The sequence below is a fragment of the Priestia sp. J2 genome, from assembly GCF_020790095.1.
GTDB lineage: Bacteria > Bacillota > Bacilli > Bacillales > Bacillaceae_H > Priestia > Priestia zanthoxyli.
On the sequence record NZ_CP086208.1, the window covers coordinates 4058147 to 4080544 of the forward strand.

General features: G+C 40.9%; 21 protein-coding genes and 1 other annotated feature. Of the genes, 1 reads left to right on the forward strand and 20 read right to left on the reverse strand.

The annotated features are described in order from the left end of the window. The first annotated feature begins 47 nt into the window (after window positions 1–47). Window positions 48–1760 carry an Rqc2 family fibronectin-binding protein gene (locus LJY09_RS20990; protein WP_176343453.1) on the forward strand — a complete coding sequence of 571 codons (1713 nt, stop codon included), beginning with the start codon at window positions 48–50 and terminating at the stop codon, window positions 1758–1760. A gap of 34 nt (window positions 1761–1794) precedes the next feature. Here LJY09_RS20990 and pyrE read toward each other — a convergent pair whose 3' ends face one another. The 20 genes from pyrE to pgeF form a co-directional block, all read right to left on the reverse strand. After that, window positions 1795–2433: an orotate phosphoribosyltransferase gene (gene pyrE, locus LJY09_RS20995; protein ID WP_029715075.1), complete on the reverse strand. Its 639-nt coding sequence runs from the start codon at window positions 2431–2433 to the stop codon at window positions 1795–1797. Further along, complete coding sequence (pyrF, locus tag LJY09_RS21000; protein WP_028411462.1) at window positions 2430–3152, reverse strand: orotidine-5'-phosphate decarboxylase; 723 nt, start codon at window positions 3150–3152, stop codon at window positions 2430–2432. Before pyrF ends, pyrE begins: the two co-directional genes overlap by 4 nt. Then, the gene (locus LJY09_RS21005) at window positions 3124–4065 is read right to left on the reverse strand and encodes a dihydroorotate dehydrogenase (protein ID WP_155010531.1); all 942 of its coding nucleotides are present in this window, start codon (window positions 4063–4065) and stop codon (window positions 3124–3126) included. The genes pyrF and LJY09_RS21005 overlap by 29 nt, the downstream gene beginning before the upstream one ends. Then, entirely contained in the window at window positions 4062–4835 is a 774-nt protein-coding gene (locus LJY09_RS21010) for a dihydroorotate dehydrogenase electron transfer subunit (protein WP_034265289.1), read from the reverse strand. The genes LJY09_RS21005 and LJY09_RS21010 overlap by 4 nt, the downstream gene beginning before the upstream one ends. Continuing rightward, window positions 4832–8044, reverse strand: coding sequence for a carbamoyl-phosphate synthase large subunit (gene carB, locus LJY09_RS21015; RefSeq protein WP_014458390.1), 3213 nt, complete (start codon window positions 8042–8044; stop codon window positions 4832–4834). The genes LJY09_RS21010 and carB overlap by 4 nt, the downstream gene beginning before the upstream one ends. Continuing rightward, window positions 8044–9129 carry a carbamoyl phosphate synthase small subunit gene (locus LJY09_RS21020; RefSeq protein ID WP_155010532.1) on the reverse strand — a complete coding sequence of 362 codons (1086 nt, stop codon included), beginning with the start codon at window positions 9127–9129 and terminating at the stop codon, window positions 8044–8046. Before LJY09_RS21020 ends, carB begins: the two co-directional genes overlap by 1 nt. Further along, window positions 9114–10403 (reverse strand): dihydroorotase, encoded by a 1290-nt coding sequence (locus tag LJY09_RS21025; protein ID WP_028411465.1) that lies wholly within the window; start codon window positions 10401–10403, stop codon window positions 9114–9116. The genes LJY09_RS21020 and LJY09_RS21025 overlap by 16 nt, the downstream gene beginning before the upstream one ends. After that, entirely contained in the window at window positions 10366–11304 is a 939-nt protein-coding gene (locus LJY09_RS21030) for an aspartate carbamoyltransferase catalytic subunit (RefSeq protein WP_028411466.1), read from the reverse strand. Before LJY09_RS21030 ends, LJY09_RS21025 begins: the two co-directional genes overlap by 38 nt. 148 nt (window positions 11305–11452) lie before the next feature. Beyond that, complete coding sequence (locus LJY09_RS21035; RefSeq protein WP_155010533.1) at window positions 11453–12760, reverse strand: uracil-xanthine permease family protein; 1308 nt, start codon at window positions 12758–12760, stop codon at window positions 11453–11455. 156 nt (window positions 12761–12916) lie between these two features. Then, window positions 12917–13459 (reverse strand): bifunctional pyr operon transcriptional regulator/uracil phosphoribosyltransferase PyrR, encoded by a 543-nt coding sequence (gene pyrR / locus LJY09_RS21040; protein WP_013058940.1) that lies wholly within the window; start codon window positions 13457–13459, stop codon window positions 12917–12919. Window positions 13460–13650: 191 nt separating this feature from the next. Continuing rightward, window positions 13651–14565: an RluA family pseudouridine synthase gene (locus tag LJY09_RS21045; RefSeq protein ID WP_013058941.1), complete on the reverse strand. Its 915-nt coding sequence runs from the start codon at window positions 14563–14565 to the stop codon at window positions 13651–13653. Continuing rightward, window positions 14562–15029: a signal peptidase II gene (gene lspA, locus LJY09_RS21050; protein ID WP_013084844.1), complete on the reverse strand. Its 468-nt coding sequence runs from the start codon at window positions 15027–15029 to the stop codon at window positions 14562–14564. Before lspA ends, LJY09_RS21045 begins: the two co-directional genes overlap by 4 nt. 80 nt (window positions 15030–15109) lie before the next feature. Beyond that, window positions 15110–15397 (reverse strand): conjugal transfer protein TraR, encoded by a 288-nt coding sequence (locus LJY09_RS21055; RefSeq protein WP_013084845.1) that lies wholly within the window; start codon window positions 15395–15397, stop codon window positions 15110–15112. A 170-nt stretch (window positions 15398–15567) separates the two neighbouring features. Further along, the gene (ileS, locus tag LJY09_RS21060; RefSeq protein ID WP_155010534.1) at window positions 15568–18333 is read right to left on the reverse strand and encodes an isoleucine--tRNA ligase; all 2766 of its coding nucleotides are present in this window, start codon (window positions 18331–18333) and stop codon (window positions 15568–15570) included. Between the two features lie 71 nt (window positions 18334–18404). Continuing rightward, window positions 18405–18625, reverse strand: a binding site (T-box leader). Between the two features lie 69 nt (window positions 18626–18694). After that, window positions 18695–19189, reverse strand: a complete 495-nt coding sequence (locus LJY09_RS21065; protein ID WP_013058945.1) for a DivIVA domain-containing protein — start codon at window positions 19187–19189, stop codon at window positions 18695–18697. An 84-nt stretch (window positions 19190–19273) separates the two neighbouring features. Beyond that, window positions 19274–20047 (reverse strand): YlmH family RNA-binding protein, encoded by a 774-nt coding sequence (locus tag LJY09_RS21070; protein WP_013058946.1) that lies wholly within the window; start codon window positions 20045–20047, stop codon window positions 19274–19276. Window positions 20048–20098: 51 nt separating this feature from the next. Then, entirely contained in the window at window positions 20099–20368 is a 270-nt protein-coding gene (locus LJY09_RS21075) for a YggT family protein (protein ID WP_028411469.1), read from the reverse strand. A gap of 3 nt (window positions 20369–20371) precedes the next feature. Next, window positions 20372–20836 carry a cell division protein SepF gene (locus LJY09_RS21080; RefSeq protein ID WP_028411470.1) on the reverse strand — a complete coding sequence of 155 codons (465 nt, stop codon included), beginning with the start codon at window positions 20834–20836 and terminating at the stop codon, window positions 20372–20374. A gap of 16 nt (window positions 20837–20852) precedes the next feature. Continuing rightward, window positions 20853–21536 (reverse strand): YggS family pyridoxal phosphate-dependent enzyme, encoded by a 684-nt coding sequence (locus LJY09_RS21085; protein ID WP_028411471.1) that lies wholly within the window; start codon window positions 21534–21536, stop codon window positions 20853–20855. Between the two features lie 7 nt (window positions 21537–21543). After that, on the reverse strand, window positions 21544–22365 hold the full coding sequence (gene pgeF, locus LJY09_RS21090; protein ID WP_028411472.1) for a peptidoglycan editing factor PgeF: 822 nt from the start codon (window positions 22363–22365) through the stop codon (window positions 21544–21546). Window positions 22366–22398 lie beyond the last annotated feature (33 nt).

The following is a 22398-nucleotide window of genomic DNA, read 5'->3' on the forward strand; positions in this document are numbered from 1 at the left end:
ATACTTTTCTATAGGACAATTTTCAATTACTTAAGGATGTGAGCACTGTGTCATTTGATGGTATTTTTACATATGGCATTTTACAAGAATTATCTGAGACCTTGGTTTCAGGACGAATTTCAAAAATATATCAGCCGTTTCCAAACGAGTTGATTTTACAAGTACGCGCTAAAGGTGAAAACCGCAAACTTTTAATCTCAGCTCACCCTAACTATTCACGCGTTCATTTTACAAATGAGCCCTATGAAAATCCATCTGAGCCTCCTATGTTTTGTATGCTTCTTCGCAAGCATTTAGAAGGAAGCATTATTGAACAAGTGTATCAGCTTGGATTAGACCGCATTTTAGTCATTGAAACAAAAGGACGAAATGAAATTGGCGACGTGACGTACAAGCAGCTTATTATTGAAATCATGGGAAGACATAGTAATGTTGTACTTGTAGATAAAGAAAAACAAACGATTATCGACAGTATTAAGCATGTTCCAATGGCCTTGAACAGGCATCGTACGCTTCTACCCGGAGCTCCTTACGTACTGCCTCCTAGCCAAGATAAGCTTCATCCATTTGAAGCGGACGAGGAAACCGTGGTTAAAAAAATTGATTTTAATAGCGGAAAGCTAGCCAGTCAGCTAGTGCAGACCTTCTCAGGGCTTTCTCCTTTAATTGCAAATGAAGTAGTGTTTCGCTCTGGCTTAGCGAATCGTTCTACCCTTCCAAAATCATTCGTCGAAACCATGACGCTGATCAAAGAAGGTCAGTTTACACCGACTCTGACAACCGTTAATCAAAAAGACTATTTTTATTTACTCGAATTAACGCATTTAGAGGGTACGAAAAAAACGTATGCAACTATCAGCGAGCTTCTTGACCGCTATTACTACGGGAAAGCAGAGCGAGATCGTGTAAAGCAGCAAGCGCATGATTTGGTACAGTTTATTTCCACCGAGAAAAAGAAAAATGAGAAAAAAATAAAAAAACTTGAGCAAACGCTACAAAATGCAGAAAAAGCATCTGATTACCAGCTAGCCGGTGAACTCCTTACGGCAAATTTACACCTTGTCAAAAAAGGAGATGCGAAAGTGGATGTTATTAATTATTACGATGAAAATAGCGGTACACTTACGATTTCATTAGATCCGCAAAAATCACCGTCTCAAAATGCTCAAAGCTATTTTACAAAGTATCAAAAAGCGAAAAATTCCGTTTCGATTGTAATCGAACAGATTGAAAAAGCAAACGAAGAAGTACAGTATTTTGAATCACTTATTCAGCAAATGGATACTGCTACTCACAAAGACATTGCCGAGATTCGCGAAGAGCTTGTGGAAGAAGGATATTTGCGCAACCGTCAGCAAAAGCAAGCAAAAAAACAAAAAAACACCACGCCTACACTTGAACAATACGTTTCAAGCGACGGCACGACGATTTTAGTTGGAAAAAACAATAAGCAAAATGAGTATTTAACAAATCGCCTTGCTGCTCGTGATGACGTTTGGTTTCATACGAAAGATATACCGGGTTCTCACGTTGTTATCCGCAGCCAAGAGCCTTCAGAAGAAACAATTTTAGAAGCGGCTCACCTTGCTGCTTACTTTAGTAAAGCCAAGAATTCAAGTTCGGTACCAGTGGACTATACAAAAATTCGCCACGTAAAAAAACCAAGCGGTGCTAAACCTGGTTTTGTGACGTACGATAATCAGCAAACGGTGTACGTAACGCCTAGCGAAGAACTTGTACTGAAGCTGCGCCAGTCATAACAAAAACCCCCTTTCTATATAGGGGGTTTTTAGTTTAGTTCATCCATGAAGGATCTGAAGGATTTTCACGCCATTTAAATAGCTTTTCCATCGCTTCTTCTTCAATGTATCCCGCTTCGTTTGCCGCCTCTACTAGCGTAGAGTAGTCTGTTAAAGAATAAACTTGAAGTTCTTTTTCTTTAAACAGCTGACGCGCTTTTTCCAGCTCATATGTAAAGATAGAAACAACTCCCAGTACTTCACAACCCTGCGCTTTTAATGCATCGACTGCGGTAAATACACTTCCGCCAGTTGAAATCAAATCTTCAATCACAACTACTTTTTGACCTTTTGTTACTTTTCCTTCAATTTGATTTCCTTGGCCATGTTCTTTTGCTTTGCTTCGCACATAGCACATTGGAAGCTCTAGCGCTTCACTTACCCATGCTGCATGAGGAATACCAGCTGTAGCTGTACCAGCAATCACTTCTGCATTGGCAAAATACGTTTTAATTAAATGCTGCAGACCTTTTGCAATTTCTTTTCGCACTTTTGGGTAGCTAAGCGTTAGACGGTTGTCACAATAAATAGGCGACTTAATTCCAGAGGCCCACGTAAACGGATCGTTCGGTTGAAGGCTTACTGCCTCAATATCAATTAATTGTTTTGCAATTTCTTTTCGTAGTTTTGTCATCGCGTAATACGCTCCCCTTTCCACTGCTGTAACATCTCATAATATGCTTTAAGCGGGTCTTTTGCTTTAGTAATAGAACGTCCAACCACAATGGCACTTGAGCCATATTCTCTCGCTAGCTGAGGCGTTGCTACGCGGACTTGGTCATCTACTGAATCTGCGCCCATACGAATACCCGGCGTTACGGTCAAAAAGTCCTCTCCTGCTGCTTTTCGAATCGAAGGCACTTCATGAGTAGAACATACAACGCCGTCTAGTCCGCTTTTTTTAGCAAGCGCTGCATAATGCGTAACCACTTCTTGCATCGAGTGCGTAATCAGCTGCTGCTCTTTTAGCATTTCATCCGATGTACTTGTTAGCTGAGTAACCGCAATACAATCCGGACGTTTTTTGCCAGCAGCGGTTCCTAAGTCAAGTCCTTCAACGGCTGCTTGCATCATATTCGTTCCGCCGGCTGCGTGAACGTTAACCAAATCCACTTCAAGAGAAGCCAAAGACTTCATTCCTTGCTTTACCGTGTTTGGAATATCGTGAAGCTTTAAGTCTAAAAAGATCTGGTGGTTTTGCTCTTTTAATGCAGAAATAATGGATAGCCCTTCTTTATAAAACAGTTCCATGCCTACTTTCACAAATAATGATTCTTGTTGAAAAGGCATTAAAAACTGCTGTACATCGTTAATTGATGAAAAATCAAGAGCAATGATTAACGGTTGCTTCACGCTTTTTCCAGCTCCTTCCGATACATTCTGAAACATGCTCGTATCCTAATGATGTTAATAGCCTTGGCAGTTCGTCAATGATGGTTGGGCATACATACGGATCGACAAAGTTTGCTGTACCAACCGCTACGGCACTTGCACCTGCATATAAAAATTCAAGTGCATCTTCAGCAGTCGTCACTCCGCCCATACCGATAATTGGAATGTTTACTTTTTGGCTCACTTCATACACCATTCGAATCGCTACCGGTTTAATTGAAGGTCCTGACAGTCCGCCTGTGCCGTTCGCTAAAATCGGCTGAGCTGTTTTCAAATCCAGACGCATCCCGAGAAGCGTATTGATCATCGTTAAGCCATCCGCGCCAGCTTCTTCAACAGCCATTGCCATGTCTACAATATTGGATACGTTTGGTGATAGTTTAACATAAACTGGAACATTTGAAACATCTTTTACCGCTTTTGTTAAACGAGCGGCGATGACAGGATCTACGCCAAACGCAATTCCGCCTTCCTTTACGTTAGGACATGAAATATTCAATTCAAGTGCTTTCACATTTGATACGGTTGAAATTTCTTTTGCCACGTGCACATATTCTTCAATTGAAGCACCGGCTACGTTCGCGATAATCGGCACATCATATTGCTGAAGCCAAACGAGCTCTTCATTCATTACTTTTTCTAGCCCAGGATTTTGTAATCCAATCGCATTTAACATTCCTGCAGATGTTTCCGCTACGCGAGGAGTTGGATTGCCAAAACGAGTTTCAGCAGTAGTCGCTTTAATCATAATGGCTCCAAGTGCATCAAGTGAATAAAATTGAGCATACTCACGCCCAAATCCAAAGCAGCCGGATGCTGGCATAATTGGATTTTTCAAATCTAACCCTGGTAATGTCGTTTTTAGCATACTCATAGAAGCACCTCCCCTGCTTGAAAGACGGGACCGTCGCTGCAGATTTTTTTATACGCCGTAGAATCTTCACTTTCCCTGCATACACATGCAAAGCAAGCGCCGATTCCACAGCCCATTCTTTCTTCTAAAGAAATGTAAAGCGGCTTGTTTGTATAATTATTTTCTAGTGCTTTTAACATCGGAGTTGGACCGCATGAAAACATAACGTCATATGAAAACTGATGCTCGTCAATCACCGTTGTGACAAAACCTTTTGTTCCGTAAGAGCCGTCTACCGTTGCAATATATGTTTCTCCTAAAGCTAAAAACTCTCGTTCATAAAATACGTCTGCTTTTGATTGAAAACCTAGGACATGGATAACCTGCACGCCTTTTTCACGAAGTCTTTTTGAAAGCTCATAGAGCGGAGGCACTCCAATGCCTCCCCCTACTAATAAAGCCGTTTGACCTGACTCTATTGCATCTAATGGAAAACCATGGCCAAGGGGACCTAACACGTCAATCGACTGTCCGGCTTGTTTTTCAGCCAGCAGCGATGTTCCCGCCCCTTCTGCACGGTAAATCATCGTAAATTGTTCGTGCGTTTGATCAATTTCTGCAATACTGATTGGTCTGCGAAGCAGTGGCAAATAGTCGTTGTTGACGCGGATATGCACAAACTGCCCCGGCTCATTCATGAAACGAACAAGCTCGCCTTGAAGGGTTAATTCATATACATTGTGTGTTAACGGTCGCTGACTGACGACTTGCATCATTTCATGTTTGATCATACGGTTGTCACCTCTTTGGTTGGACGAACTTTTTTCATTGGCGTTGTATGGAAGCTGATCGTTTCAAGCACTCGTAAAATCGCTTCTGCTGTATCAAGTGATGTTAAGCAAGGTACGCCATTTTCAACTGCTTCACGGCGAATTTTAAATCCGTCACGCGCAGGCTGTTTTCCTTTTGTTAGCGTGTTGATGACCAGCTGGGCTTCACCTTTTCGTATCACATCTAAAAGATTGTGATCTTCATGATGAATTTTATTTACTATTTTTACGCGAATGTCTTCTTTTGTAAACGTTGAAGCTGTTCCTTCCGTTGCAATCACCTGGTAGCCAATATTAGCAAAGCGCTTTGCTAACGCTGTTGCCTCTTCCTTATCTTTATCCGCTACTGTCATAAGTACTGAACCGTACGGCTTAATGGACATACCTGACGCAATTAGTCCTTTATATAATGCTTTTTCGTACGTTGAATCTTGCCCCATTACTTCTCCAGTAGATTTCATTTCAGGTCCAAGCGTAATATCTACGCGGCGTAGTTTTGCAAATGAGAAGACCGGCACTTTTACGTAGACGCCTTCTTCTTCAGGGTGCATGCCTGATTCATAGCCAAGATCTTTTAAACTTGTTCCTAAAATTACTTTTGTTGCCACATTCGCCATCGGAATACGCGTGATTTTACTTAAGAACGGCACCGTACGGCTTGAACGAGGATTTACTTCAAGAACAAACACTTCTCCTTTTGATAAGACGAACTGAATGTTAAGCAGTCCAATAATGTTTAAGCCTTTTGCAATTCGTGTTGTGTAATCAATGATCGTATCTTTTACGTCCTGTGACAGAGTTTGCGGTGGGTATACAGCGATGGAGTCGCCTGAGTGGACACCCGCGCGCTCTACATGTTCCATGATCCCTGGAATAACCACTGTTTCACCGTCTGAAATAGCATCGACTTCAATTTCTTTTCCTGTTAAGTAGCGGTCGATTAATACAGGATGATCAGCGTGTACTTTTACCGCGTGTTTCATATAATGAAGCAGCTCTTCTTCTTTATACACAATTTCCATTGCGCGTCCGCCCAGTACGTATGAAGGACGTACAAGCACCGGATAACCAATTTCTTTTGCGACAACCACTGCTTCTTCAACTGAAGTAACCGTCTTTCCAAGCGGCTGAGGTACTTCTAAACGCGCTAGCGTCGCTTCGAATTTTTTACGGTCTTCCGCTGCATCTAAGCTTTCAAGCGACGTACCTAAGATCTTGACCCCTCTTGCTTCTAGCTCATCCGCTAAGTTGATTGCTGTTTGACCACCGAACTGTACAACCACACCTTCTGGTTTTTCTAAATCGATGATATGCATCACATCTTCAATCGTCAGCGGCTCGAAGTATAATTTATCTGAAATACTGAAGTCAGTTGATACTGTTTCTGGATTGTTATTGACAATAATCGCTTCGTATCCAGCTTCTTTAATCGCCCACACCGAGTGCACCGTTGCATAGTCAAACTCAATTCCTTGCCCGATGCGGATCGGACCTGATCCTAACACCACAACGCTTTTACGATCTGTAACAATCGATTCATTTTCATCTTCAAACGTGCCGTAGAAATATGGTGTTGTAGATTCAAATTCTGCTGCACATGTATCTACCGTTTTGTATACTGGCATCACGCCGTTTTGTTTGCGGAAGTCGTATACTTCACGCTCTGTTTGATTCCATAGCTTAGCAATCGTGCAGTCTGCAAATCCCATTTCTTTTGCTTCCTGTAAAACTTCTACATTATGAATCTCTTCTTTTAACACATTTTCAAAAGCAATCACTTTTTCAAGTTTTACTAAGAAGAAAAGATCGATTTTACTCCACTCGTGAATTTGCTGAATCGTTACGCCGCGGCGAATGGCTTCTGCGACGTAGAATAATCGCTCATCGCCAGCTTTGCGAATACGTTTTTCAATAATGGCATCATCAAATTCATGCGCATCTTTTAACTCTAAGTGATGAACGTTTGACTCAAGTGAGCGTACGGCTTTTAAAATTGACTCTTCGAACGTGCGGCCAATTGCCATTACTTCCCCTGTTGCCTTCATCTGTGTACCTAGTTTACGGTTAGCTGATTCAAATTTATCAAACGGCCAGCGTGGAATTTTAGATACGATGTAATCTAGTGCAGGTTCGAAACATGCGTATGTCTTCCCAGTTACCGGGTTCATCATTTCATCTAATGTTAACCCTACCGCAATTTTTGCGGCTAATTTTGCAATTGGATACCCTGTTGCTTTTGATGCTAAGGCCGACGAACGGCTTACACGAGGGTTTACTTCAATTACGTAATACTGGAAGCTTTCTGGGTCTAGTGCTAGCTGAACGTTACATCCGCCTTCGATTTTAAGCGCTCGGATAATTGTTAGTGACGCATTTCTAAGCAGCTGATACTCACGGTCGCTTAGCGTTTGGCTTGGTGCTACAACAATTGAATCTCCCGTATGAATACCGACCGGGTCAAAGTTTTCCATATTACATACTACAATCGCATTATCGTTTGCATCGCGCATTACTTCATATTCAATTTCTTTAAAGCCTGCAATGCTTTTCTCAAGTAAGCACTGTGTTACAGGACTGTGTTTTAACCCACTTGTTACAATTTCAATCAGCTCTTGCTCGTTGTTACAAATTCCGCCTCCCGTACCGCCAAGCGTATAAGCAGGACGCACGATTACCGGATAGTTTACTTGTTCAACAAACGCATACGCTTCGTCTAGTGAATGAATGATTTCACTTGCTGGGACAGGCTGATTTAGTTCATTCATTAATGAACGGAACTGCTCACGGTCTTCAGCTTGTTCAATCGCTGATAATTTTGTCCCGAGAATTTCTACGTTAAATTCTTCTAAAATGCCCGTTTCGTGTAATTCTACCGCTAAGTTCAGTCCCGTTTGACCGCCAAGCGTTGGAAGCAGTGCATCCGGGCGTTCTTTACGAATAATTGAGCTTACAAATTCAACCGTTAGAGGTTCAATATATACTTTGTCTGCCATTTCTGAATCTGTCATGATTGTTGCAGGATTGGAGTTCACAAGAATAACTTTGTATCCTTCTTCTTTTAACGCAATACATGCTTGCGCTCCTGCATAGTCAAACTCTGCCGCCTGTCCAATGACGATTGGTCCTGATCCGATTACGAGAATTGTGTTAATATCTTGACGTTTTGGCATTAGCAATTACCTACTTTCTGATTGTTTTTCATAAGATCCATAAATTCGTTGAACAATCCGTTTGCATCTTCAGGTCCCGGTGATGCTTCAGGGTGATACTGAACCGTAAATGCCGGATATTCTTTATGCTTTACTCCTTCAACTGTTCCATCGTTAAGCGCAACGTGCGTCACTTCTAATGGCGTGTTGACAAGAGATGGCTCACACACTGTATAGCCGTGGTTTTGAGATGTAAGAGCTACTTTATTGGTTTTTAGATCCTTTACAGGATGGTTGGATCCACGATGACCAAATTTCATTTTTTCTGTATCTGCTCCGCATGCTAGAGCAAACAGCTGATGTCCTAAACAAATTCCGAAAAGCGGAACCTTCCCTAAAACCCCTTGAATCATCTCGATTGCTTCAGGTACGTCTTTTGGGTCTCCAGGTCCGTTGCTTAACATGATGCCATCTGGATTTAATTGAAGAATTTCTTGCGCAGTTACGTTATAAGGAACCACAATCACGTCGCATTGACGAGCTGTTAATTCACGTAAAATTCCGTGTTTCATTCCAAAGTCAACGAGTACCACTTTTTTACCTCTGCCTGGGCTTGGGTAAGGCTTCACCGTTGATACTTTTTTAACTGAATCATTTGGAAGTTCATGATTTTGAAGCTGTGCTACCACTTCTTCTACATTGACTTCCATGCTGCATACGCGTCCGCGAAGCGCACCGTGCTGACGAATTTTTCGCGTTAATTTTCGCGTGTCGATTCCAGCTAATCCTGGAATATCTTTTTGTTTTAAAAATTCATCTACTGATAGTTCGCTTCTGAAGTTTGAAGGAGCATCACAAATTTCTTTTACAATCAAACCGTGTACAGCTGGTTCAATCGACTCAAAGTCATCGCGGTTAATACCGTAGTTTCCGATTAAAGGATATGTTAATGTCACAATTTGTGCACAGTATGATGGATCAGATAGAATTTCTTGATATCCTGTCATTCCCGTGTTGAAAACAACTTCTCCTGTCATTTCTTTGTCGCTGCCGAATCCTTTTCCGATAAATACTGTTCCATCTTCTAAAATTAGTTGACGTTGCATGCTTTAACATCCTCCCATACTCGTTTACCTTCTACTAATGTCATTACCGGCCAACCTTTGCATACCCAGTTAGCAAACGGCGTGTTTTTACCTTTTGATACAAATTCTTCTGGATTAATTGCTTTTTCTGTTTCAAGATCAATGATGGTTAAATCCGCTGTTTTTCCCACTTCAATCGTGCCATAAGGAAGATTGAATGTTTCAGCCGGCTTGTTTGTTAAATACGATACTAGCTGCTCTAGCGTCATTACTTCTTTTAATACCAAGTTTGTATAAAGAAGCGGGAAAGCTGTTTCAAGTCCCACAATTCCAAACGGCGCAAGCTCCATGCCTTCTGCTTTTTCGTCCGCTGTGTGCGGTGCGTGATCAGTGGCGATAAAATCAAGCGTTCCGTCTAATAAAGCTTCAATTAATGCCTGTTGATCATCTTTTCCTCGAAGCGGCGGATTCATTTTGAAATTCGAATCAAGTCCCGGGATATCTTCTTCATTTAGTAACAGATGATGAGGCGTTACTTCTGCAGTTACGCGAATGCCTGCTTTTTTCGCATCACGAATGGCGCGAATGGATTCTTTTGTACTTACGTGACACACATGGTAGTGACAGTTTGCTGCTTCAGCAAGCAGGACATCTCGTGCAATTTGAACGGCTTCGCAGATAGATGGGATACCGTTTAGTCCATGTTCTTTTGCAAATTTCCCGTCGTGTACGCAGCCTTTGTTAATTAAATCATTATCTTCACAGTGTGCAACGATTGCTTTGTTTAATGAAGCGGCTTTTTTCATCGCTTCTAGCATCATTCCTGTTGACTGAACCCCTACTCCATCATCTGTAAAAGCAAATGCTCCCGCTTCTTTTAAGCCTTCAAAGTCCGTTAATTCTTTTCCCAATTGACGAGTAGTAATCGATGCGTACGGTAATACGCGCACATGTGCTGTTTGTTCAATGCGCTTGTTTACCCACTCCATTTGTTCAACAGTATCAGGCACTGGACGCGTGTTCGGCATTGCAGCAATTGCTGTAAAACCGCCCTTTGCAGCTGCTAGAGTACCTGTTTCAATTGTTTCTTTCTTTTCTCCCCCTGGCTCACGCAAGTGAACGTGGACATCGATTAAACCCGGTGATAAGAAGTTCCCGCCTGCATCAATGACTTCTTCATTCTCTACGTCAATGTGTGAAGCTATTTCAGCAATTACACCATTTTCAATTTTCAGTTCGACTTTTTCAATTTTTCCTTCATTTAACCATGTAGCATTTTTGATAATTGTTGTCATTATTAAGTCCCCTTTCAATTGGTTGTAGCGCTCTTGCTAATACTGCCATGCGAATGTATACGCCATTTTGCATTTGTTTAAAAATTCTTGAACGTTCACATTCAACGAGCTCATCTGCAATTTCGACTCCTCTGTTCACCGGAGCTGGATGAAGAATAATGCTATGTGATTTCATTTTCCGCTCTCGTTCAACGGTTAATCCGAAGCGGCTATGGTAGTTCTTTGCAAGCTCTGAAGTGTTCTCTTCATGCCTTTCAAATTGAATACGCAGTAGCATCACAACATCGACCGTTTCGATTGCTTCATCGATATCAAGATATGTACCGTGTCTGTTCTCTTCATCTTTCCATTCTTCAGGTCCCGCAAAATATACGGTCGCCCCTAGTTTTGTCAGCATTTCTGCATTCGATCTCGCTACGCGGCTATGTCGCAAATCTCCGACTATTGCGACTTTTAATCCTTTAAACGAGCCGAACTCTTGGCGAATTGTCAGTAGATCAAGCAGACACTGAGTTGGATGCTGACCGCATCCGTCTCCTGCATTAATGATGGGAATCGATACTTTTTCCTGCAGTGCTTCATAATAACGATCTTGCGGGTGGCGAATAACAACTGACTGAACACCGATTGAAGCTAATGTTTCAATCGTGTCATAAAGCGTTTCTCCTTTTTGGACGCTTGAAGTTGTTACTTCAAACGGAATTGTTGTTAATCCTAGCTGCTGTTCTGCCATTTCAAAGCTGCATCGAGTACGCGTGCTCGCTTCAAAAAATAAGTTGGCAACAAACATTTTCTCTTCCGGTTTCCATCCTTGTTTATTCGTTCGATAGTTTTCAGCGCTGTCTAAAATCTCTAGAATTTCATTTGTTTCTAGTGTTGAGACTGTCACTAAATGTTTCATATCGATTCCCTCCATTTTTGCTTTCCTCGCATTTCTTTATAAAAAACACCCTTTCTAACTTAGAAAGGGTGTAAGAAAACAAGCTTCGTCTATAACGCGCTTTTCACACACCCTTAGAAACCTCTCTGGATTTCAATTAAAAGGCGTTCTATGAAATTTTTCGTGCTGACGTTTGTTGAACGTTTTCCGCTTCTTTTATCTTCTCTTTCGGCAGAACTAGATTCAGCAGAACTCCCATGATAGCAGACAGTGCCATGCTATCAATCTTTACATGTTCTGAGATATCTAAGTGTGCTCCTCCGATTCCTAACACTAAGATAATCGAAGCAATCATTAAGTTTCGTTTTGATCCAAGATCTACCTTTGCATCCACCATCATGCGCAAGCCTGATGAAGCAATGATTCCGAATAAGAGAATTGAAATCCCACCCATGACCGGCGTTGGTATACTTGAAATAAGAGCGTTGATTTTGCCGACAAACCCGAACAAAATCGCGAAGACTGCTGCTCCTGCTATTACAAATACGCTAAGCACCTTTGTGATGGCTAACACTCCGATGTTCTCACCATATGTTGTGTTTGGAGGTCCGCCGATCAGCGCAGCAAGCATAGTGGCTACTCCGTCTCCTAAAATCGATCTGTGCAGCCCTGGCTTTTCAATATAGTTTCGATCCACAATCTTATTTAAAACAAGAATGTGTCCAATATGTTCTGAAAGTGTTACGACTGCTACAGGTACCATGATAAGCACAATCCCTAGTGAAATGGACGGCGTGTATGTGACGAACGGCACGTAGAAGTGAGGTATTTCAACCCACTCTGCTTTCATTACCTTTGAAAAGTCTACCAATCCTTGTGTATAAGCGAAGATGTATCCGCCGATAATTCCCATCAGTACCGGAATCAGGCTGATAATGTTTTTAAAGAAGATTGAGCAAGCAACTGTTATCGCTAGCGTCACAAGCGCAACCATCAGGTAAGTTAAGCTGTAATTTCCTTTTGCATCGTTCATCGCCATGCCTACTGCTGTATTAGCTAATCCTAAGCCTATAACCATAATAACTGGTCCTACTACAACCGGAGGAAGCAGCTTCATAATCCAATTGATTCCTGTTCCTTTTATAATCAAAGCAACGATTCCATACACAAGTCCGGCTAAGAAACAGCCAACCATCGTTTCTTCAGGTCCAAACGAAGCTTTTGCGAAAATGATTGGCGTGATGAACGCGAACGATGAACCAAGGTAAGAAGGAATTTGACCTCTTGTAATGAGCAGGAAAGCAAGCGTTCCTACCCCACTTGAAATCAAAGCAATTGCCGGGCTGAATCCGACTAGGAACGGCACTAGCACCGTCGATCCAAACATTGCAAACAAATGCTGCAGACTCAATGTTAACCAATTTACTGCTTTTGGTTTATCATGTATATCAAGTACAAAATCTCGTTGTTGACTCATATGTTTTTCCTCCTATCACTATAAAAAAACCTCTTTACGCAGAGGCAAAGAGGTTTTCAGCATACAAGGAAGACGCTATACCGCAGTATAGTTTTCCTTGTATAGTGACCCCCCTTTTGCAGCCTCACGGGACTACTATTTAAAAGGGTATATAATTTATTTTTCGTAAATAGACACGTGGTCTTTTTCGTCTACTTCCATCAAATGCACCGCAATTTTTTCACTTTTAGCTGTCGGTACGTTTTTACCAACATAGTCTGCTCGAATCGGCAGCTCGCGGTGTCCTCTATCCACTAAAACAGCCAGCTGAATGAGTTCCGGTCGACCGATATCAATTAGTGCATCAAGTGCTGCTCGAACCGTACGGCCCGTATATAACACATCGTCTACTAAGATGACGTTCTTATTTGCAATATCTGTCGGAATATCTGATCCTTTTACGAGAGGTTCGTCATTGCTTGTCACTTTCGATAAATCATCTCGGTAAAGCGTGATGTCTAGTTCTCCGACTGGCAATGTATTTCCTTCAATTTGTGCAATTCGTTCTGCTAAACGTTTTGCGATATAAATACCTCGCGTTTTAATCCCCACTAGCACACAATTTTCGATTCCTTTATTCTTTTCAATAATCTCATGTGCAATTCGAGTTAAAGCGCGGCGAATAGCCTGTTCGTCAAGTACGGTAGCTTTTACGTTCACTGTTTTTCACCTCAAGTTGTTGACATAAAAAAATCCTCTTGCCTTGAGGCAAGAGGATTTGGTTTTAGACATATTTCTTCAAAAAGGCTATAAGTATGCCTTTTCTGCACCGTTTCCTTCTCAGCCTCTCTGGACTGTTCTTAAAGGTTCTTATTAAGTTAATACAAGTATGCCATCACTTATGGCAGTTGTCAACTTCTTTTTTCAATAAGCTCTAGCATCTCATTAAACTCTTTTGGAGCCGGTGCTTCAAATTCCATATATTCATTTGTACGAGGGTGAATAAAGCCTAATACACCTGCATGAAGTGCTTGTCCGTCAATCGGAAGCGTTTTTTTCGGTCCGTACTTCGGATCTCCAGCAAGCGGAAAGCCAATATACTTCATGTGAACGCGAATTTGGTGTGTTCGCCCCGTTTCTAGCTTACATTCGACAAGTGAAAAATCTTTAAAACGCTGCAATACAGTAAAGTGCGTCACTGCATCACGACTGTTTTCATCAGTGACCGTCATGCTTTGACGATCTTGCTTATCTCGGCCGATTGGCGCATCAATTGTACCGTGATCGTGCGCAATTACTCCGTGAACGATAGCTTTATAGCGACGCGTCACTGTTTTAGCTACAAGCTGACTAACTAGTGATTCATGAGCTAAATCATTTTTTGCAACCATAAGTAAACCTGACGTATCTTTATCAATTCGATGAACGATCCCAGGGCGCATAACGCCGTTAATACCGGATAAATCTTTACAGTGAGCCATTAAGCCGTTTACAAGCGTGCCGCTATGATGACCTGGAGCTGGATGTACAACCATGCCGCGAGGTTTATTTACAACAAGCACATCTTGATCTTCATAATAAATATCTAAATCCATTTCTTCCGCTACCACATCAAGCTCCTCTAGTTCCGGCACTTCAATAATAATAGCGTCTCCTGTTTTACATTTATAGTTTCCTTTAACGGTTTTATCATTCACTTTTGCATGACCTTCTTTGATCCACTGCTGCACTTGTGAACGTGACCATTCTGCATTTACAGTCGAAAGTACTTTATCAATACGTTCTCCCGCTTGTTCTTCATTTATAACTGTTTCAATTACATTCATTCTTTGTGCTCCTTCTTCATTTTCCCTTCAAACAGCGTCATAATAAACATGATGATTACTCCGACGACAAGTGCCGAATCAGCTACGTTAAAAATCGGAAAATCATACGTAAAGATGTATGTATTTACGAAATCAACTACTTCTTTACGGACCACTCGATCAATAAAGTTTCCAATGGCGCCGCCTAACATTAATGCTAGCGCAATACCGAACCATTTATCTTGTTTTTTGAGCTTTTGAATATAAATTATTAAACCGACTACCACAACCACCGTAATGAGATAAAAGAACCACATCTGTCCTTGTAAAATCCCCCACGCGGCTCCTCTGTTACGATGAGAGGTAATGTAAAGAAAGTTTTCAATTACGGTGATGCTTTGTCCATAATACATTTCTTTTACAATCATCCATTTTGTTACCTGATCAATAAGTATAACAGCTAAAGCGATAAGATAATAAAACACAAACGTTTTCCTCCCGCAATAAAATCAAACGAATCCATACTAAAGCATTTTAGCACATAATTCATTTTTTTTCTCGCTTCTCACCATAAAACAAATAAATCTTCGTTTGTGCGGGCCGTCGGCATTACTTTTAATTTATGAATAGACATCACTTCGCCAGTTAGTTCATCAATTCCGAACGCACCAACGTCAAGCTTTGCTAGCGCGTGTTCTACATCTTTTAAATCGGCTTTAATCATTTCTATTACGTAACGTTCCTTTTCATCTATATAACCAGATTGTTCTGTAGCATATCTCAATAGGCGATCTTGTAATTCTTCTTTGATAAGAGCTAATTCCTGTCCAATGGAAAGATAATTTTCATACATGCAAACGCCTCCTGTGCTGATAAGATGAAGTATTAATGATGTTAGGTTTACCGAGTTTTCCATCGAATCTACAACACAAGTTTTTCCTAAGGCTTTGAATGCTTTATACCATTGTATTTGGGAATTTCGTACAGCAAAAAACACGCCCAAAAAGGACGTGCTTTTGTTCATTACTGCTGAACGTAGTGATTTTTCACAACATCCGCACAGCGTGTACATAAAGTTGGGTGATCTTGATCTTCGCCAACTGTTGGTGATACTACCCAGCAGCGCTCACACTTCTCACCTTCTGCTTTACTTACAACAATTGAAGCATAGCTGAATTTTTGTGCTTCAGCAGGCGCTTCACCTTCTGCTACCTCGAGATCTGAAACGATGAAGAGTTGACCTACATTTTCAGAAATAGAGGCTAACAGCTCTTTCGTATCTGCTGTTGGATACAGCGTTAATTTTGCTTCTAAAGACTTACCGATTACTTTTTCATTACGAGCTTGTTCTAGCGCTTTTAAGACTTCATCGCGAAGCTCCATGAACGCATCCCATTTCTCTACTAATTGATCTGCTCCTTCAATTTCTTGAACATCTGGCATATCAACTAGCTGCGCGCTTTCTTCCGTTACGTTCGGAATGTGAACCCATACTTCGTCTGCTGTATGAGAAAGAATTGGAGACACTAATTTCGTTAACGATAATAACGTTTCATAAAGAACCGTTTGAATGCTGCGACGCTCTACATTATTTTCTGCTTCAATGTACAATACATCTTTTGCAAAGTCTAAGTAGAATGAACTCATATCAATTGTACAGAAATTATGCACTGCGTGATAAATGCTTGAGAATTCATATGAATCATAAGATTTTTTCACTTTATCAATTAATTTGTTCAGCTTCACAAGCATGTAGCGGTCTACTTCACGAAGGTCTTCAACGGCTACAGCGTCAGTTGTTGGATTAAAGTCCGCTAGGTTTCCTAGTAAGAAACGGAACGTGTTGCGGATTTTACGATATACTTCTGCTACTTGTTTTAAAATGTTATCAGATACACGAACATCCGCTTGGTAATCTACAGAAGCTACCCATAGACGTAAAATATCCGCACCTAGTTGTTTCATTACTTTTTCTGGAATTACAACATTCCCTAATGACTTACTCATTTTGCGACCTTCACCGTCTAAAGCAAATCCGTGGCTAAGTACGCCTTTATAAGGTGCTTCACCTGTTACAGCTACACTTGTAGAAAGACTTGAATTAAACCAGCCGCGGTATTGGTCAGAACCTTCTAAATACAAATCAGCCGGACGCTGTAAGTCTTCACGCTCTTCAAGAACAGCTTGATGTGAAGAACCAGAGTCAAACCATACGTCCATGATGTCTGTTTCTTTTGTGAAACGGCCATTTGGGCTTCCTTCATGAGTAAAGCCTTCTGGAAGCAAGTCTTTTGCTTCACGCTCAAACCATACGTTTGATCCATGTTCTCTAAATAGATTTGATACGTGCTCAATTGTCTCGTCCGTAATGATCGGCTCATCATTTTCAGCATAAAATACTGGAATCGGAACGCCCCATGCACGTTGACGAGAAATACACCAGTCTCCGCGGTCACGCACCATGTTATAAAGTCGCGTTTCACCCCAAGTAGGCACCCATTCTGTTTTTTCTACTGCTTTTAATAAATCTTCACGGAAATCTTTAATAGACGCAAACCACTGTGCTGTTGCACGGAAAATTGTTGGTTTCTTCGTACGCCAGTCATGTGGATATGAGTGGGTAATGAAACTTAATTTTAACAGCGCGCCTTCTTCTTCTAGTTTGTCTGTAATCGGCTTATTCGCTTTATCATAGAATAATCCTTCAAATCCTGGTGCTTCATTCGTCATATGACCCTTACTATCAACTGGACAAAGAACTTCCAAACCGTATTTTTGACCAACGATAAAGTCGTCTTCCCCGTGTCCCGGTGCTGTATGAACACAGCCAGTACCAGCATCAGTCGTTACGTGATCGCCAAGAACAACTAAAGAATCACGCTTGTAGATTGGATGTTCAGCTACCACGCGTTCAAGTTCTGAACCTTTTACTGTACGAAGTGTCTTATAGTCAGCCCATTCAATTTCTTTAGCAACTGTTTCAATAAGTTCAGTTGCTACTACATATTTTGCTCCATCTGCTTCAACTACGCTGTACTGAAGCTCGGGATTGACAGCAATCCCTTGGTTAGCTGGCATTGTCCATGGTGTTGTCGTCCAAATGATGAATTTTTCATCTTGTTCAAGCACGCCTTTACCATCTTTCACATTAAACGCTACGTAAATAGAAGCTGAACGCTTGTCATAGTATTCAATTTCCGCTTCTGCTAAAGCAGATTCACTTGAAGGGGACCAGTATACAGGTTTTAATCCTTTGTAGATATAGCCTTTTTTCGCCATATCGCCAAATACTTTGATTTGCTGCGCTTCGTACTGTGGCTGAAGCGTTACATATGGATTATCCCAATCTCCGCGTACGCCTAAACGCTTGAACTGCTCACGCTGGCCGTTTACTTGTTCCCAAGCATACTGTTCGCAAAGCTTACGGAATTCAGCTACTGTCATTTCTTTGCGGTTTACTTTTTTATTTTTTGTTAAAGCCGTTTCAATTGGCAAGCCGTGTGTATCCCAGCCTGGCACATAAGGTGCGCAGAAGCCTGACATCGACTTATAGCGAACGATAAAATCTTTTAAAATTTTATTTAAGGCATGTCCCATGTGAATATCGCCATTGGCATATGGAGGTCCATCATGCAGGACGAATAGCGGACGGCCTTCCGTACGTTTTTGTACTTTTTCATAAATATTCATTTCAGCCCACTGTTCTTGCATTTTAGGCTCGCGGTTCGGTAAATTTCCACGCATCGGAAATTCAGTTTTTGGCATCAATAATGTATCTTTATATTCCATGTTTTACCCTCCAAAAAAAAACGTAAATTTCATATCTTTTTGCACCATAACAAAAAGACCTCCTCATCCCAAAAAGGGACGAGAAGGCCTCCCGCGGTACCACCCTAGTAGATTTGCTGCACGCAAATCCTCTTTGCATTCGTAACGTGAATAAACCGCCACTGCTTACTATCATCATTTCAGCAATGGTACTCTAGGGTGATTTTCACTTTTTTGTTTGTTATCGAGCTCGCACCATCCTCGATTCGCTTTGACAAACTAAAAAAGCTACTGTCCCTGTCTCCGTACTGTTTGATATGAAATTTCATCTGTTACCAAATTATATGACAACAAAACGTGAGAAGTCAAGATGATGTCTTGACTAGTCAATTTTTTCTTCTAGCGCTGGCATCTCATAATCCATCAACTGATCCCAGTCATCGCTGTTTAACATTTCAAGCTGTGCTTCAATTAACATTTTGAAACGAGTTCTAAATACTTTAGACTGCTTTTTCGTCTCCTCAATGTCCATCGCAATTTTACGAGACTTAGACAGTGCTTCATTAATAATACGGTCCGCATTTTTTTCTGCTTCTTTTATAATGAGCTTCGCTTCTTTTTCAGCGTTTCGCTTTACATCTTCCGCTGCTTCTTGAGCAATTAAAATTGATTTATTTAACGTTTCTTCGATGTTAGTAAAATGTCCAAGACGATCTGTTAATTCAGATACTCTTCCTTCTAACTCCTTTTTATCACGCATTACCAGCTCATAGTCTTTAATTACTTGGTCAAGAAACTCATTTACTTCATCTTCATCATATCCGCGAAACCCGCGATTAAACTCTTTGTTATGAATATCCAAAGGGGTTAAAGGCATCTAGGCCACCTCCGTGTTGTCTCATTACATCATTAGTAATGGTTTATTCGACATATTTTTAAAATTTCCTGCTAGTAGATTTCTTTATTTCTGCTTCCCTACAACAATTCGCCATTTTTCTTTTTTGGTTTTGCCTTCAAGTGAAACGATACGACTTCTGCCGTGGCCACGAAGCGACAAAATATCACCTTCATGACATTCAAAAGAAGGCTGTTCAATGACTTTAAAATTTACTTTTACCGCTCCATTTGCAATAAACGGCTGGACTTTTTGTCTTGATAAATTGTGAATGGTCGACAGCAAAACATCAAGCCTCATTGAAGAAACTGTATAAACGTGTTCAATCAGCTCTTCTTTTACCACATGCAGCTGCTCTCTTTGAATAGAAGAAAGTGAAACTTTGGCTTTTCCAATTGATGTTAAATTCATCTCAATATAAGAAGAAATTTCCTCTGCGGCTACAAGCTGAATATCGTCTCCCGCGACCAAAATATCGCCAAATTTTGAACGGCGCAGTCCTAAGGACATCGCCGAACCAAGAACTTGAGGATGTTCAATCGTCACAAACTTTTTAGGATAATTCAATTCGTACATATGCAACTGAAAATCTTCGCTTTCAGGCACATAGTAATCCGGATATAGCAGCGCACGCTTGCGTTCAGCAAACGGTTGTCCACCATCAAATGAAACTTGAACCTCTCCTTCAGTCCCAACAATAGCCGTCACAATCTGCTGCTCTCTTGGATCTAAAAAATCCGTTAATTTTGGGCTGTATTGATGTAGGACATCTTCTTTCCACTGAAGAACTTGATCAATAAACCCATGTTCTTCTTGCCTAAAATGTTCATAGATAGACATATTATTACTCCTACTATTGGTATGTAAAAAAGGAATCCAGCGATTCCTTTTTTAAATAAACCCCATCACATTATTAAGTGAATACACGCCTCTTTCCGCAAATCGTAGTAAAAAGATTGCAACAAGAGGTGAAATATCAATCATGCCAATAGGCGGAATGATTTTACGAAAAGGCTCTAAGTAAGGCTCGCAAATACTGCCAAGCAGCTGACCAAACTTAGAGGCCCTTACATCGGGTACCCAAGACATCAAAATGTAAATAATCAGTGCCCATGAGTAAAGCCCAATCAATTTTGCGAGAATCCCAAAAACGATGTCCAAAAACTACCACCTCTTTACGTTTGTTGTATCGTGTTCTCCCATCATATCTGAAATGCTTCCGCTTACGTCTACATTATCAGGTGTACATAAAAAGATGTCGGTTCCAATTTTTTGAATGTCCCCGCCTAAAGCATAAACTGTACCACTTAAAAAGTCGACAATTCTCACTGCTTGATCTCGTTGAATGCGCTGTAAATTAACAACTACGACTTTACGATTTTTTAAATGATCCGTAATTTCTTGTGCTTCGGCATAGACGCGAGGTTCGCAAAGCATCATTTTTGATGATTTTTGAACGCTTTGCAAGCTAATCACGTTTTGCTGCTGATTCGGCTGCTGACTAGCTTTCACTGGTCTCGACTGCTGTACAGGCTCTTCTACCGACTCTTCTTGTTCGTAATGTTCTTCTACATATTCAGTATCGTCATCAAGAGCAAAAAAACTTCTAAAGCGATTTTTCATACTCATCTTGAATTACACCTCCTTAACGTTCATTCCCAACTAGCGTGGTTCCTAGTCGAATGAATGTTGCTCCTTCTTCAATTGCAATTGCATAATCGTTTGACATTCCCATTGATAGCTCCGTACAAGGTGCATACGGGAGGTTTAGTTCTTGTATACGATCCTGCAATTTCTTTAAACCTTGAAAACAGCTGCGAAGCAAGGACTCGTCATCTGTGTGAGGAGCCATGGTCATTAATCCAACTACTTGGATATTTGTAAATGTTTCAAGAGATTGAATAAATGGAATTACCTCTTCTACAGCAAGGCCATGCTTTGATTGTTCTTCGGCAACATTAACTTGTACAAAACATTTTATACGATGTCCTGCACGTTTATCAATTTCTTTTGCTAAAGATAATCGGTCTAGTGAATGAATATAGTCAACTTTATCAATCACATTTTTTACTTTTCTTGTTTGTAAGCTTCCGATAAAATGCCAGGTCGCTTTCTCACCGATTGATTCATACTTTTCTAGAAGACCTTCATCCCTGTTTTCTCCAAGATGTAAAATGCCTGCATCCACTGCTTCTGCTGCTCGTTTTGTGGAAACGTATTTTGTTACAGCAATCAGCTCTACATCTTCTCGATTTCGATTAACTTTTTTACATGCTTCAGCAATTGTTTGTTGAACTGCTTCTAGATTTTCACTTACGCTAGCTGTCACTATGTAATTACTCCTCCTTAAAGCCTATGAAGTTAAACATGCGTCCTGTTTTCCCTTGGTCGCGGCGATGTGAGAAGAACAGGTCATCTTCACAGCTTGTACAATACGACGATGTTAAAATTCGTTCCGGCAATACGCCTGCGTTTTGAATCAGCAGCTTATTGACTTTTTTTAAATTAAGCGCGTATTGTCCAGGGCTTACTTCTTGATATCCATTTTGGCCAACTACTTCGTTTACTTGTGTAATGACGCGGTTATCGACAACATAACAGCAATCTTCAATCGAAGGGCCAATCGCCACGTAAATATCTTCAACCGGAACATTTTCTTGCTCTACCCACCGCCGAATCATATTTCCTGCAATATCTTTTACTGTTCCCTTCCACCCGGCATGAGCAAGACCAACTAAATGGTGATCAGGCGCATAGAAGTACAGCGGAACACAATCTGCATAACATAAAGCTAACAAAATATCAGATTCATTTGTATAAATGCCATCCGCTGCTTTTATGCCCTCTTCATACTTGTAGAGTCCTTTTGCACAGTCGGCTTTTGTTACTTTTTGAACAGTTGCTTCATGTACTTGTTCAGCACATACAAAGCTTTCAAAAGACATGTCTAGTTCGGCTGCTAAAATTTTTCTATTTGTAATAACATCTTCTACGTTATCGTTTACGTGAAGCCCTAGGTTAAAAGAAGCAAATGGAGGTTTACTCACGCCACCATTTTTTGTGGTGAAACCAGCAACAAGCATATCATTCTTTTCTACCCAAGGGCTCAGCCACATAAACGACTCGTGATGGCTTTTTTTTAATGGCTCAGGATTCATGTATGTGACACATCCCTTGTTTCATTTGTTCTC